Raw genomic sequence first — 13,367 nt, 5'->3', positions numbered from 1 at the left:
GAGGCCGGCGAACTCAGGCCGGAATCGCCGCTGCGCAAGGCCTGCGAGCGCGCCAGGACCGCGGTCGCGATCGCCTGCTATCCCGACACCGAGCGCGACCTTATCAGGCTGATCGACGAGGAGTTGCGGACATCCAACCTGCGCATCGCCGCCGATGCCCGCTCGGTGCTGATGTCGCTGCTCGGCGGCGACCGCCAGGCCTCGCGCAACGAGCTGCGCAAGCTTGCGCTTTATTCTCACGGCAAGGGCGAGATCGCGCTCGACGACGTCATGACCGTCGTATCCGACGCGTCCGAGCTGAAGCTCGACCCGATCGTCGACGGCGCCTTTGCCGGCAAGCCGGATCTGGTCGAAAGCGAGTTTGCGAAAGCAATGGTCGCCGGCACCTATCCCGGCGTCATCATCTCGGCTGCGCAGCGCCAGGCCGCGTGGCTGCACAAATCGGCGCTCGCGGTCGCCGAAGGCACGCCGCCCGCGACCCTGCTCGAGAGCGGCTATCCACGGGTGCATTTCTCGCGCAAGGGCGCCGTCGAAACCGCGCTGCGCAATTTCAGCCCGGCGCGGCTGGCCGCCATCATCGATCAGCTCGGCACCGCCGCGCTCGACATGCGCAAGCAGGCGACGCTGGCCTCCGCAATCGCGCTGCGGACGTTGCTGTCGATCGCGGCGAACGCGAAACGGCGAGGGTAGGTCGCGGGACCATCCGCCGTCATTGCGAGGAGCGAAGCGACGAAGCAATCCATCGCTTCGTCCGGCGAGACATGGATTGCTTCGCTCCGCTCGCAATGACGCCGAGAGACTATTTCCCCTCCAGCCGCCGCATCACCTCGTCGAGCTGCTCGAGGTTGCGATAGCTGATCTGGACGGAGCCGCCGGGGTCGCGGTGGTTGACCGATACGTTCAGGCCGAGCGCGTCGCTGACACGCTTCTCCAGCGCCACGGTATCAGGGTCTTTCGCCTTGCCGCTTCCGCCACCGCGCGCCTTTTGCGGCTTGCGCTCCGGCACACCCTCTTCATGGGCGAGCGCCTCGGTCTGACGGACGTTGAGGCCTTCGGCGACGATGCGCTTGGCGGCCGCCAGCGGATCGGGCACGCCGATCAGCGCGCGGGCGTGGCCCGCCGACAATTCACCGCTCGCGATAAGCCCCTGCACTTCCGCCGGCAGCTTCGTCAGCCGCATCATGTTGGCGACGTGGCTGCGGCTCTTGCCGACCTCCCTGGCGATTTCTTCCTGGCTGCGTTTGAATTCGTCGGCGAGCGCGTGATAGCCCTGCGCCTCCTCCATCGCATTGAGATCTTCGCGCTGCACGTTCTCGATGATCATGATCTCGAGTGCGTCAGAATCGCTCACCTCGATCGGCACGATCGGCACTTCGTGCAGGCTGGCGAGTTGCGCGGCGCGCCAGCGGCGTTCGCCGGCGATGATCTCGTAGCGATCCTGCGCGCCCTTTACCGGACGAACCACGATCGGCTGGATCACGCCGTGCTGCTTGACCGAGTTCGCGAGCTCGCCGAGCTCGGTATCGGAAAAAGTCCGGCGCGGGTTGCGCGGATTGGGCTTGAGAAACTCGATCGGCACCTTGCGCTGGTTGCGCGGTCGTTCGGGGTGCGCGGCCTCGCCGCCGACATCACCGATCAGACTTGCGAGGCCACGGCCCAGTCGCGAACCCGTCTTGTCGGCCATCGCCAACTCCCTAGACTTCACTCAACTACTCCGGAACAGAATTCGATTGATTCGCGGCCGCGCGTAGGATGGGTAGAGCGAAGCGAAACCCATCACCTTCATCACGCGCTTTGATGGGTATCGCTGCGCTCAACCCATCCTACATTTTTCAATGCGTCCTGAGATCGCGCTCGCGCTGGATCACTTCGGTCGCGAGCTTCAGATAGGCTTCGCTGCCGACGCATTTGAGATCGTAGACCAGCACCGGCTTGCCGTAGGACGGCGCCTCGGAGATGCGCACGTTGCGCGGGATCATGGTGTCGTAGACCTTCGAGCCCATGAACTGCCGGACGTCGGCGACCACCTGGTTCGACAGATTGTTGCGCGAGTCGAACATGGTCAGCACGATGCCGTGGATCGACAGGTTCGGGTTGAGCGTCGAGCGCACCTGCTCCACCGTCTGCAGCAACTGCGACAGACCTTCGAGCGCAAAGAACTCGCACTGCAGCGGCACCAGGATCGCATCCGACGCCGCCATCGCATTGACGGTGAGAAGGTTGAGCGAGGGCGGGCAATCGATCAGCACATAGGTGTAGTCGGCATCCGGCGCGGCGTCCTTGTTCAGCGCCGCGATCGCATCGCGCAGGCGGAACGCGCGGCCGGGCGTCGTGCCGAGTTCGAGCTCGAGGCCCGACAGATCCATGGTGGAGGAGGCGATGTGCAGCCGCGGCACGGCGGTGACAACCACCGCATCGCGCAGCGGCGCTTCGCCGATCAGCACGTCATAGGTCGAGCAGCTGCGGTTGCGGCGATCGATGCCGAGACCGGTGGAGGCGTTGCCCTGCGGATCGAGATCGACGATCAGGACGCGCTCGCCGATCGCCGCGAGTGCGGTGCCGAGATTGATTGCGGTAGTGGTCTTTCCGACGCCACCCTTTTGATTGGCGAGCGACAGGATACGCGGATGAGGCGGCGGCGTAGGCTTCCTATCATCTTGATAAATCTCGTCTAATTCGCTCATGCCCGTTCGCCATTTGTAGTTGCGGAAGGGGTGCGTCGCTCGATTCGGTCGAGTTCGACGATCCAGCCGTGCCCGCCCGTTCGGCTGGAGTGGAGTCGCGGGTGAATAATCCAGTATTTAGTGGCTTCGGTCAATTCAGCCTCTACATCTTGACCCTTGAGAAACAGCGCCTTGGCGCCGCCGCTCACAAACGGTTCCGCGAAACCGACAAGCTGATGTAATGGAGCCAGCGCCCGCGCTGTGACGCAATCGACGCGACTACCGATTCTTTCCACAATATCCCCGATCTCAGCCAAATGCACGGTCGCAGCCGCAGAAGTTATGCGGACGGCCTCGCGCAGGAAGGCCGCTTTCTTGGCGTTGCGCTCGACCAGATGAACGTTGGCGCCCGGCGTTTCGGCTAGCGCGCAGGCGAGCACGACGCCTGGAAAACCGCCGCCGCTGCCGAAGTCGACCCAGATTTTTGCCGATGGCGCCAGGTCCAGGAGCTGGAGCGAATCGGCGATGTGTCGCGTCCAGAGATTGGGAAGCGTGGAGGGTGCGACAAGATTCGTCTTGGCTTGCCACTGCAGAAGAAGCGCGACGTAGCGATCGAGCCGCTCGACGATCTCGCGCGAGACAGGCGTGAGCGCAAGTGCCTCAGCTCGGTCATTGGCCGAGGGAAGATCTATTTGGCTTTTGCCCATAACTGAAACGCTGTCTATCGGTAGCCGTCATTGCGAGCGCAGCGAAGCAATCCATCGTGCGGCAAGATCGAAAGATGGATTGCTTCGTCGCTGCCGCTCCTCGCAATGACGATAGACAACCGCCGCGCCGCTTTATGTGTAGACTTTGTCCGCCCTGCCCGTTTCACGTGAAACAGATTCTTTACGCTGTTGCTCGCGAATTCTTCCGCCGCGCCTCACGACGCAGATAGGCGGCCAGGATCCCAAGCGCCGCCGGCGTCAGACCGTCGAGCCGGCCCGCCTGCCCCACGGTCCGCGGCTGCGCCGCTGCGAGCTTGGCACGCGCCTCGTTGGAAAGCCCGGGCACATCGCCGTAGTCGATGCCCGAGAGCACCAGGCCCTCGTCTCGCCTGAAAGCATCGACGTCGGCGGTCTGGCGCTTGAGGTAGACATCGTACTTGGCGTCGATCTCGAGATGGACGGCGATGGCGGGGTCGATATCAGACAACTCCGGCCAGATGCCGCGCAGGTTTGTCCGCTCGATTTCAGGATAGGCCAGTAGTTCAAAAGCCGACCGGCGATGACCATCGCGGTTGAGCGCGAGGCCATGCTTCGCCGCCTCGTTGGGAGTTATGGTCAGCGACTTGGCCAAAGCCTTCGCCGCCGCCAGCGCGGCCATCTTGTCCCGGTGGCGCTGAGCCCGCGCCGAGGCCACGCAGCCGAGCACGATGCCCTTGTCGGTCAGGCGTTGATCGGCATTATCAGCCCGCAGGGTCAGACGATACTCCGCCCGCGAGGTGAACATCCGATACGGCTCTGATATTCCGCGGGTCACGAGATCGTCGATCATCACGCCGAGATAGCCGTCGGCCCGATCGAACACGATCGGATCGGCACCACCCGCCGTCAGGGCCGCGTTGAGGCCAGCGACGATCCCCTGCGCGGCCGCCTCCTCATATCCCGTCGTGCCGTTGATCTGTCCCGCCAGGAAGAGACCCGGCACGCGCCTGGTCTGCAGGGTCGGATCGAGTTCGCGCGGATCGACATGGTCGTATTCGATGGCGTAGCCCGGCCGGACCATCCTGACCCGCTCGAGGCCGGGAATGCTGGCGAGGATCGCGAGCTGAACCTCTTCCGGCAGCGAGGTCGAGATGCCGTTCGGATAGACCGTGGTGTCGTCGAGCCCTTCCGGCTCCAGGAAGATCTGATGGCCGTCGCGATCGCCGAACTTGACGATCTTGTCCTCGATCGACGGACAATAGCGCGGACCGCTGCTCCTGATCTGGCCGGAATACATCGGCGAGCGATGAACATTGGCGCGGATCACGTCATGGGTCGCCGGCGTCGTCCGGGTAATCCCGCATTCGATCTGCGGCGTCGTGATCCTGTCCGTCATGACCGAGAACGGCTCCGGTGGATCGTCGCCGGGCTGCATCTCGACTGCCGACCAGTCGATGGTGGTGCCGTCGAGCCGCGGCGGAGTGCCGGTCTTCAACCGTCCAAGCGTAAAGCCCGCGCGTTCGAACGATGTCGAGAGCCCCATCGCCGGCGCCTCCCCGACCCGTCCGGCCGGCCAGTTCTTCTCGCCGAGATGGATCAGGCCGCGCAGAAAAGTCCCGGTGGTGATGACGACGGCGCCGGCCCTCAATTCCCGGCCGTCGCCCAGACGGATTCCGGTGACCCGACCGTTGGAGACGATCAGTTCATCCGCCTCGCCTTCGACCACGCTGAGATTGTCGGTCTCCCGGATCGCCGTCTGCATCGCGGCGGCATAAAGCTTGCGGTCCGCCTGCGCCCGCGGTCCACGAACGGCGGGACCCTTCCGACGGTTCAGCATCCGGAACTGGATGCCCCCGGCATCCGCCACCCTGCCCATCAAACCATCCAGCGCGTCGACTTCGCGGACCAGATGACCCTTGCCGAGTCCGCCAATGGCCGGATTGCAGGACATCGCCCCAACCGTCGCGAACTTGTGCGTGACCAGCGCCGTCCTGGCTCCCATCCTGGCAGCCGCGCTCGCGGCTTCGCAGCCGGCATGGCCGCCACCGATGACGATGACGTCGAAGGAGTCTGCCTGGGAGATCATGGCGGGTTTCTATCCCCAACTCACAATACCGGGAAGCAGAAGTTTGCTTAAGGAATTGTTTCACGTGAAACAGGCGCGGTTCTGTTCGGAGATGTTTCACGTGAAACATGGGTAAGGAAGAGTTACTTACCTACACAGAACTCCCGGAAGATGACGTCGAGGATGTCCTCGACATCGACCCGGCCGAGCAATCTTCCGAGCGAGTAGGCCGCGGCGCGCAGTTCTTCGGCCGCCAGCTCTTCGCCCTCCTCAATCACCTCGACGCAACGCGCCAGCGCGGCCGCCGTCTCCTCCAACAGCTTTCGCTGCCGGGCCCGTCCGATCAATCCACCCTCGCCGCCGCCGAAGCAGGTCTGTGCGAATTCGACGACGGCCGCGATCAGCTCAGCCAGGCCGTCGCCGCGACTGGCCGAGATGCAAAAGACCCGGCCTCCGGCCGAGTCGGCCAATGGCCGATCGGCTCCATCGAGATCGATCTTGGTGTGGACCAGCCAGACTGGCGCCGTCGTCTCGCCCTTTCCTTCACTGTCAGCGCCCGACGCATCCGACAGCCACAGCACGAGGTCCGCATCCCCTGCCCGCGCCCTGGCGCGACGAACACCCTCCTGCTCCACCGGATCATCGGTCTCGCGAATGCCCGCGGTATCGATCACCGTCACCGGATAGCCGTCGAGATCAAGCTGCACCTCGATGATGTCGCGTGTTGTGCCGGCATGCGGCGATACGATCGCGACTTCGCGGCGCGCGAGCTGGTTCATCAGCGTCGACTTGCCGACGTTCGGCGGGCCGGCGATTGCGACGACGAGGCCATCGCGAAGCCGTTCGCTGCGCCCCTGCTCCGCCAGCACTTCCGCAATCTCGGCCGCCAGCGATTTGACCTTGGCCAGCGCCGGGGCAAGCAGTTCTGCCGGCACATCGCCCTCGTCGGAGAAATCGATCCCGGCCTCGATCAGCGCCGAGGCCTCGATGATCCGTGCCCGCCAGTCGCGCGCCTTGTCGCCGAGCAGTCCCTTCAACTGGCGCAGCGCCTGGCGGCGCTGCCGATCGGTGTCGGCGTGAATGAGATCGTCGAGACCTTCGGCTTCGGTGAGGTCGAGCTTGCCATTCTCGAACGCGCGGCGGGTAAATTCGCCGGGCTCGGCGGGCCGAACATTTTCGAACGCGGACAGCGCCGCGAACAAGGCAGCCAAGACCGCGCGTCCGCCGTGGACATGAAATTCCGCGACGTCCTCGCCGCTCGCGCTGGCCGGGCCCGGAAACCACAACACCACCGCATCGTCGATCGGCCGCTGGCCGAGATCGCGAAGCAGGGCGCGGCTCGCCATCCTTGGCGACGGCAGTCTGCCGGCCAGCGACGTCAGAACTTTTTCGGCCTGCGGGCCCGAGACGCGCACCAGCGCGATCGCGTTCGGCGGCTGGCCTGACGACAGGGCGAAGATGGTGTGGTCCCGCGGATGCATCGCCTATTTGTGCGGGAGGTCGTGAAAAGGCAACGCGATTCGGTGAGCGGCGTCGGACGGGCGGTCACGACGGAAGATGTCCTGCCGAACACGAGGCAGTGTGAGTGCAACGAGATCGGCCCACTCTACTTTGCATGGGGTTGTTTTCGCAGTTTTGCGTCCAGGCATCCCGACGATAATAAACCGCCGGCGATTCAATGATTTATATGGTTAACCAATCGATAAAACCGGATTTGACCTCCGCGACATGATAAAAGGCGCCCCACGAGTGCGAGGCGCCCTCCCCCAAGCCGGGCTTCGCGGCTCAGGTGTTCATGGAGTCGAAGAACTCGGCGTTGTTCTTGGTGTTGCGCAGCTTGTCGAGCAGGAAGTCGATCGCGTCCATCGTGCCCATCGGATTGAGGATCCGGCGCAGCACGTACATCTTCTTCAGGAGCTGCGGATCGGTGATCAGCTCTTCCTTGCGCGTTCCGGAGCGCGAGATGTCGATCGCCGGGAAGGTCCGCTTGTCCGAGACCTTGCGGTCGAGGATCAGTTCGGAGTTACCGGTGCCTTTGAATTCTTCGAAGATGACTTCGTCCATGCGGCTGCCGGTATCGACCAGCGCGGTGGCGATGATCGTGAGCGAACCGCCCTCCTCTATGTTGCGCGCCGCGCCGAAGAACCGCTTCGGCCGCTGCAACGCGTTGGCGTCGACACCGCCGGTCAGCACCTTGCCGGATGACGGCACCACCGTGTTGTAGGCGCGGCCGAGGCGCGTGATCGAGTCCAGCAGGATCACGACGTCGCGGCCGTGCTCGACCAGGCGCTTCGCCTTCTCGATCACCATCTCGGCGACCTGGACGTGACGCACCGCAGGTTCGTCAAAGGTGGACGACACCACCTCGCCCTTCACCGAGCGCTGCATGTCCGTGACTTCTTCCGGACGTTCGTCGATCAGGAGAACGATCAGATAGCATTCCGGATGATTGGCGGTGATGGAGTGCGCGATGTTCTGCATCAGCACCGTCTTGCCGGTGCGCGGCGGCGCGACGATCAGCGCACGCTGGCCTTTGCCGATGGGAGCTACGATGTCGATCACGCGTGCAGAAAGATCTTTTCGGGTCGGGTCTTCGAGCTCGAGGCGGAAACGCTGATCCGGAAACAGCGGCGTCAGATTGTCGAAATTGACCTTGTGCTTGGACTTTTCCGGATCTTCAAAATTGAGCGTATTGACCTTGAGCAGCGCGAAATAGCGTTCGCCTTCCTTCGGGCTGCGGATGTGGCCTTCGATGGTGTCGCCGGTGCGAAGACCGAAGCGGCGGATCTGCGACGGCGAGACATAGATGTCGTCGGGGCCGGGCAGGTAGTTCGCGTCGGGCGAGCGCAGGAAGCCGAAGCCGTCGGAGAGCACCTCGACGACGCCTTCGCCGATGATGTCAATTTCCTGGATCGCGAGCTGCTTGAGAATGGCGAACATCAGCTCCTGCTTGCGCATGGTGCTGGCGTTTTCGACCCCGCTTTCTTCCGCGAACGTGACAAGCTCGGCCGGTGTTTTTGATTTGAGGTCTTGGAGTTTCATTTCCCGCATTGGGGTGGTCCTGTGGAGTGTCGTCTGGAAGGAGTGCAGGGGTGGCTTTGAGAAAAAGCGGCCACGGAAAAAGGAAGGTCCGCAGATCTAAGCAAGGGAAGCGCCGGTGAGGCGTCAAACCTGATGCGGCGGCCGGTCCAATGAGGAGCCGGAACGCAGCCATCCGCCTGCGTGGGGTGGGATTTCGACAATATAGAAAATCGGCCGCTGCTTCGCAAGCAGGGGAGGAAGCGCCAGCTTAACGAAATATTCGGCTAGAACGGCTTCACGATCACCAGGATGACGATGAAGATCATCAGGATAGTAGGTATTTCATTGATTATACGATAGAATTTCTGGCTCCGGGTATTCCGGTCGGCGGTGAAATCCCTGACCCAGCGAACGAAAAATCCGTGGACACCCGACAGGATGACCACCAGCGTCAGCTTGGCGTGAAACCAGGGCGACGTGTACCAGTGGCCGCTCCAGGCCAGATAGATCCCGGCCAGCCAGGTCACCATCATCGCGGGATTGATGATCAGCTTCAAAAGCCGCCATTCCATCACCTTGAAGGTCTCGGACTGCTTCGATCCAATCTCGGCTTCGCAGTGATAGACGAACAACCGCGGCAGATAGAGCATGCCGGCCATCCACGAGATGACGGCGATCACATGCAGCGCCTTGATCCATTCGTACATCGCAGCCGTCTCGTTCCGGAACGTTCCTGCTGTCTCAGCGTTGCGAGAGAGCTTCGCCAGCGTGGGACGAAAGACATATCCGCAAAGCTCCGCTTCTCTAAACTAATAATTTTAGAATCTTAGGGTTTGAGTCTTCGTAACGGTGATTTGGACTCACACAATGCGGTCCCACAGTTTTGAATGGCTTGTTCACATCCCGCGCTGACCTGCGCCGGGATAGCGATCATTGTGATAACGCCACTGGCATCAATCGTTTGCGATGATCCGTAGTCAGCTTATCAAGAGACAAATCCACATCTTCTCATTATCATTGCCGCCAGGCGGTGGACTTATCCTCGCTGGAGGCCCTGTGAAGAAACTCGAGGGTTATCCATGGGGCGGGGGCAGGGGTCTCTGCAACGTGGTTAAGCTCCACAGGATTCACAGGATTACACAGGGGTTCGGGTGCCCACGACCGGCAACTATTTTCATCTTCATCTGGTCTCGGATTCGACCGGCGAGACGCTGATCACGGTGGCGCGCGCGGTGGCTGCGCAATACGCCAACGTGACCGCGGTCGAACATGTCTATCCGCTGGTGCGCAGCCAGAAGCAGCTCGACCGCGTGCTCGACGAGATCGAGGAGGCGCCGGGCATCGTGCTTTTTACGCTTCTAGAAAAGGATCTGGTCGGCCGCCTCGAAACCAAGTGCAGGGACATCAATATTCCGAGTCTGTCGATCATCGGGCCGGTGATGCAATTGTTCGAGGCGTATCTCGGCGCGGCAACGACAGGCAGGGTAGGTGCGCAGCACGTTCTGAACGCGGAATATTTCAAGCGCATCGATGCCTTGAACTACACCATGATTCATGATGACGGTCAGCACGTCGAAGGGCTGGAGGAGGCCGATGTCGTTCTCGTCGGCGTCTCCCGCACGTCGAAGACGCCGACTTCGATCTATCTCGCCAACCGCGGCGTTCGCACCGCCAACGTCCCGCTGGTGCCGGGCATTCCGTTGCCGCACCAGCTCGAGACATTGAAGAAGCCGCTAGTCGTCAGCCTTCACGCGACGCCCGAGCGGCTCATTCAGGTCCGGCAAAACCGCTTGCTGAGCATGGGCGCCGATACTCCGAACGATGAGTATATCGATCGCCAGGCGGTAGCCGACGAAGTCGCCTATGCCCGCAAGCTGAGTGCGAGGTTCAGCTGGGCGCAGCTCGATGTGACACGCCGCTCGATCGAGGAAACCGCCGCGGCCGTGCTGAAACTGTTCACCGATCGCCAGCGGCAGCGGCTTTCCGAATGATGCAGCACCAATGACCATCTGGCGCGGACAACATCCGCTCGTACTGGCCTCGCAAAGCCGCGCGCGGCAGATGCTGCTCGCCAATGCCGGCATGTCCTTCGAGGCCGTTCCTGCCGATATCGACGAACGCGCAATCCAGCAGAAGTCCGGCTTGCTTCAGCCTGGAGAGATCGCCACGCTATTGGCGCAGGAAAAGGCACTGTTCGTATCGGCCAGGACGCCGGATCGATATGTGATAGGCGCCGACCAGACGCTGGCGCTCGGCCAGCGATTGTTCTCCAAGCCGGCAGGCCACGCGCAGGCGGCGGAGCAGTTGCGTGCCTTGGCCGGAAATACGCATGAGCTGCATTCGGCGGTCTCGGTGGCCCACGGCGGCAAGATGCTTTTTTCCGAGGTGTCGATCGCGCGCATGACCATGCGCCGGTTGAGCGGAGAGGAGATACGAACCTATCTGGATGCGGCCGGCGACGCCGTCACGACCAGCGTCGGCGCCTATCAGCTCGAAGGGCTGGGCGTGCATCTGTTCGAGCGCATCGAGGGCGACCATTTCACCATTCTCGGCTTGCCGCTGTTGCCGTTGCTTGCTTTCCTGCGCGGGCAGGGGCTACTCGGTGTGTGAGATGAAGCGACGCAAACGATGCTAGTGCTTGGACTCACCGGTTCGATCGGCATGGGCAAGTCCACGACGGGAAAACTGTTCGTGGAGGCCGGCGTGCCGCTCTATGACGCCGACGCGGAGGTCCACAAGCTCTACGAGGGGGCAGCGGCCCCGGCGATCGAGGCGGCCTTTCCCGGAACCACTGTCGACGGCAAGGTCAACCGGCAAAAACTCAGCGAGCGCGTGGTGCACGATCCCGCGGCGATGAAGCAGCTCGAGCAGATCGTCCATCCCATGCTCGGCGCCGGCCGGCAGAAATTCTTCGAGGATGCCGAACGTGCCGGCGTGCCTGTCGTGGTGGTCGACGTTCCCCTGCTTTATGAGACCGGCGGCGAAAAGCGCGTCGACGCGGTGGTGGTGGTGACGACGTCGCCGGAGCTGCAGCGCGAGCGCGTGCTGGCGCGCGGCACCATGGATGCCGCAAAACTCGATTCCATCATCGCGCGGCAAACGCCTGATGCTGAAAAGCGCAAGCGGGCCGATTTCGTCGTGGATACCTCGCACGGGCTCGACCCCGTGCGCGCGCAAATCGAGGACATTCTGGCCGAGGTCGTTAAGATGCCGCAGCGGCGGATCTGATTCGCCGCGGTTCCAGCATTCACAAGAAGTCCATGCGCGAAATCGTTCTCGATACCGAAACCACAGGCCTCGATCCGCTGCGCGGCGACCGCCTGGTCGAAATCGGCTGTGTCGAGATATTCAACCGCATGCCGACGGGGCAGACGTTTCACCGTTATATGAATCCCGAGCGCGACATGCCGGCGGAAGCGTTTGCCGTGCATGGCCTGTCGACCGAATTCCTCGCCAGCAAGCCGCTGTTCACCGAGGTGGTCGACGAGTTCCTCGAATTCATCGGCGACGCGCCGCTCGTGATTCACAACGCCTCGTTCGACATCGGCTTCATCAATGCCGAGCTCGACCGCATCAAGCGGCAGCCGATCTCGCGCGAGCGGCTGGTGGATACGCTGCTGTTGGCGCGGCGCAAGCATCCCGGCGTGTCGAACCGGCTCGACGACCTCTGCTCGCGCTATTCGATCGACAATTCCCGTCGCACCAAGCACGGCGCGCTGCTCGATTCGGAGTTGCTCGCCGAGGTCTATATCGACCTGATCGGGGCGCGGCAGTCGCAGCTGATCCTGGCGCCGGAAACCCGCGCCGCCATTGCCAGCGGCGGCGGCGAAACGCCACGCCGGCAGCGCGAGGTTCCGTTGGCGGCACGGGTAAGCGAGGCGGACCGCGAGGCCCACCGCGCCTTCGTCGCCACCCTGGGCGACAAGCCGATCTGGAACGATTTTCTTCCCGTAGCGGCGGCCAGCGACCGTTAGCTCGGCTTGGCGCCGGACGCGGCCTGTCGCTCCATGTTCTGGCGGTACAGGCCGACGAAATCGACCGGATCCAGCATCAAGGGCGGGAAGCCGCCGTCGCGCACCGCGGTCGCGATGATCTCGCGGGCAAACGGGAACAACAGCCGCGGACATTCGATCATGACCAGCGGATGCAGATTTTCCTGCGGCACGTTGACGATGCGGAACACGCCCGCATAGGCCAGTTCGAAGCTGAACATCACCTTGCCGGCGCTGTCGGCCTTGCCCTCGATGGAGAGCGTTACTTCGAACTCGGTCTCCGAGATGTTATTCGCGCCGACGTTGATCTGGATGTTGATGTTCGGCTGCTGCTGTTGCGGCGCCAGGGAGGAGGGGGCGTTCGGATTCTCGAACGACAGATCCTTGGTGTACTGAGCCAGCACGTTGAGCTGGGGAGGGGCCTGTTCGGCAGGCGCGCCGTTGCCGTTGGTCATGAAACTCTCTCCTGAAGCGCTCGCGAGCGCGGGCCCTTGTTCGTCGTTCCGAGTTCGGTTTGGTGGTGAAAATATCGTTTCCGGGCGAGTGGCTATCATAGGCCCGGCTCATTCCACAAGGACGACGCGCCGACGGCGAGCCCGCTCGGACCGGCAATTGTGGCGGATATGCCTAATACGGCCTGACCGGCCGCCCAATTTATATCCTAAACGATTGAATGTGCGCGATTTCCGGCCATGATCGGGTTTCCCCTCGCCGCCAAAACGCGCTACAATCACCCGCGCCAAAACGCGCCATTGGCCGGGCGCAGTTTCATGCATACATGCTGCAGTCTCAATCGATGATGTAATCCTCTGCCGTTCTCGGGGAAACTCGCTAGAGAGCCTCACACTCCAGGGAACGCTCGAGCGCCGGGCCCGTTGCCGGCGCTAGAACCAGAAAGCGAATACGACGTGGATATCTACACCATCATCTTCCTGGCGCT

General features: G+C 62.7%; 13 protein-coding genes. 5 read left to right on the top strand and 8 right to left on the bottom strand.

The window, feature by feature from the left end; translation table 11 throughout:
• Window positions 1-690: DNA polymerase III subunit delta (holA, locus tag V7E26_RS25415; RefSeq protein WP_324421657.1), on the top strand; the 690-nt coding region annotated here is incomplete at its 5' end.
• 109 nt (window positions 691-799) lie between these two features.
• Here holA and V7E26_RS25410 read toward each other — a convergent pair.
• The 7 genes from V7E26_RS25410 to hemJ all read right to left on the bottom strand — a co-directional run bounded on the left by V7E26_RS25410 (window position 800) and on the right by hemJ (window position 9,142).
• On the bottom strand, window positions 800-1,684 hold the full coding sequence (locus tag V7E26_RS25410; RefSeq protein WP_324421656.1) for a ParB/RepB/Spo0J family partition protein: 885 nt from the start codon (window positions 1,682-1,684) through the stop codon (window positions 800-802).
• A 148-nt stretch (window positions 1,685-1,832) separates the two neighbouring features.
• On the bottom strand, window positions 1,833-2,684 hold the full coding sequence (locus tag V7E26_RS25405) for a ParA family protein (protein ID WP_324421655.1): 852 nt from the start codon (window positions 2,682-2,684) through the stop codon (window positions 1,833-1,835).
• Entirely contained in the window at window positions 2,681-3,370 is a 690-nt protein-coding gene (gene rsmG, locus V7E26_RS25400; RefSeq protein ID WP_324421654.1) for a 16S rRNA (guanine(527)-N(7))-methyltransferase RsmG, read from the bottom strand. Before rsmG ends, V7E26_RS25405 begins: the two co-directional genes overlap by 4 nt.
• Before the next feature lie 181 nt (window positions 3,371-3,551).
• Window positions 3,552-5,435, bottom strand: coding sequence for a tRNA uridine-5-carboxymethylaminomethyl(34) synthesis enzyme MnmG (gene mnmG / locus V7E26_RS25395; RefSeq protein ID WP_324421653.1), 1,884 nt, complete (start codon window positions 5,433-5,435; stop codon window positions 3,552-3,554).
• 122 nt (window positions 5,436-5,557) lie between these two features.
• Window positions 5,558-6,895, bottom strand: a complete 1,338-nt coding sequence (gene mnmE / locus V7E26_RS25390) for a tRNA uridine-5-carboxymethylaminomethyl(34) synthesis GTPase MnmE (RefSeq protein ID WP_324421652.1) — start codon at window positions 6,893-6,895, stop codon at window positions 5,558-5,560.
• Window positions 6,896-7,199: 304 nt separating this feature from the next.
• On the bottom strand, window positions 7,200-8,465 hold the full coding sequence (gene rho, locus V7E26_RS25385) for a transcription termination factor Rho (RefSeq protein WP_028348326.1): 1,266 nt from the start codon (window positions 8,463-8,465) through the stop codon (window positions 7,200-7,202).
• 254 nt (window positions 8,466-8,719) lie between these two features.
• The gene (gene hemJ / locus V7E26_RS25380) at window positions 8,720-9,142 is read right to left on the bottom strand and encodes a protoporphyrinogen oxidase HemJ (RefSeq protein ID WP_324421651.1); all 423 of its coding nucleotides are present in this window, start codon (window positions 9,140-9,142) and stop codon (window positions 8,720-8,722) included.
• Window positions 9,143-9,586: 444 nt separating this feature from the next.
• On the opposite strand from hemJ, the gene V7E26_RS25375 reads away from it, so the two are divergent.
• From V7E26_RS25375 to dnaQ, 4 genes are read left to right on the top strand one after another with little or no spacing between them, the layout of a single operon-like run.
• The gene (locus tag V7E26_RS25375; RefSeq protein ID WP_324421650.1) at window positions 9,587-10,426 is read left to right on the top strand and encodes a pyruvate, water dikinase regulatory protein; all 840 of its coding nucleotides are present in this window, start codon (window positions 9,587-9,589) and stop codon (window positions 10,424-10,426) included.
• A gap of 10 nt (window positions 10,427-10,436) precedes the next feature.
• Window positions 10,437-11,045: a Maf family protein gene (locus V7E26_RS25370; RefSeq protein ID WP_324421649.1), complete on the top strand. Its 609-nt coding sequence runs from the start codon at window positions 10,437-10,439 to the stop codon at window positions 11,043-11,045.
• Between the two features lie 18 nt (window positions 11,046-11,063).
• Window positions 11,064-11,663 carry a dephospho-CoA kinase gene (gene coaE, locus V7E26_RS25365; RefSeq protein ID WP_324421648.1) on the top strand — a complete coding sequence of 200 codons (600 nt, stop codon included), beginning with the start codon at window positions 11,064-11,066 and terminating at the stop codon, window positions 11,661-11,663.
• A gap of 32 nt (window positions 11,664-11,695) precedes the next feature.
• Window positions 11,696-12,409: a DNA polymerase III subunit epsilon gene (gene dnaQ / locus V7E26_RS25360; RefSeq protein ID WP_324421647.1), complete on the top strand. Its 714-nt coding sequence runs from the start codon at window positions 11,696-11,698 to the stop codon at window positions 12,407-12,409.
• Here dnaQ and secB read toward each other — a convergent pair.
• Entirely contained in the window at window positions 12,406-12,882 is a 477-nt protein-coding gene (gene secB / locus V7E26_RS25355; protein ID WP_324421646.1) for a protein-export chaperone SecB, read from the bottom strand. The two genes, dnaQ and secB, sit on opposite strands and share 4 nt — an antisense overlap.
• Window positions 12,883-13,367 lie beyond the last annotated feature (485 nt).

This window comes from Bradyrhizobium sp. (genome assembly GCF_036735945.1).
Taxonomy (GTDB): Bacteria; Pseudomonadota; Alphaproteobacteria; order Rhizobiales; family Xanthobacteraceae; genus Bradyrhizobium.
Note: the sequence above shows the minus strand (reverse complement) of the source record. Positions and strands in the feature narration are given on the sequence as shown.

Bases quoted from the DNA above. Each gene is read 5' to 3' on its own strand.
- dnaQ (WP_324421647.1), top strand. From the start codon at position 11,696: ATGCGCGAAATCGTTCTCGATACCGAAACCACAGGCCTCGATCCGCTG.
- coaE (WP_324421648.1), top strand. From the start codon at position 11,064: ATGCTAGTGCTTGGACTCACCGGTTCGATCGGCATGGGCAAGTCCACG.
- mnmE (WP_324421652.1), bottom strand. From the start codon at position 6,895: ATGCATCCGCGGGACCACACCATCTTCGCCCTGTCGTCAGGCCAGCCG.
- V7E26_RS25370 (WP_324421649.1), top strand. From the start codon at position 10,437: ATGACCATCTGGCGCGGACAACATCCGCTCGTACTGGCCTCGCAAAGC.
- V7E26_RS25405 (WP_324421655.1), bottom strand. From the start codon at position 2,684: ATGAGCGAATTAGACGAGATTTATCAAGATGATAGGAAGCCTACGCCG.
- hemJ (WP_324421651.1), bottom strand. From the start codon at position 9,142: ATGTACGAATGGATCAAGGCGCTGCATGTGATCGCCGTCATCTCGTGG.
- rho (WP_028348326.1), bottom strand. From the start codon at position 8,465: ATGCGGGAAATGAAACTCCAAGACCTCAAATCAAAAACACCGGCCGAG.
- mnmG (WP_324421653.1), bottom strand. From the start codon at position 5,435: ATGATCTCCCAGGCAGACTCCTTCGACGTCATCGTCATCGGTGGCGGC.
- rsmG (WP_324421654.1), bottom strand. From the start codon at position 3,370: ATGGGCAAAAGCCAAATAGATCTTCCCTCGGCCAATGACCGAGCTGAG.
- secB (WP_324421646.1), bottom strand. From the start codon at position 12,882: ATGACCAACGGCAACGGCGCGCCTGCCGAACAGGCCCCTCCCCAGCTC.
- V7E26_RS25410 (WP_324421656.1), bottom strand. From the start codon at position 1,684: ATGGCCGACAAGACGGGTTCGCGACTGGGCCGTGGCCTCGCAAGTCTG.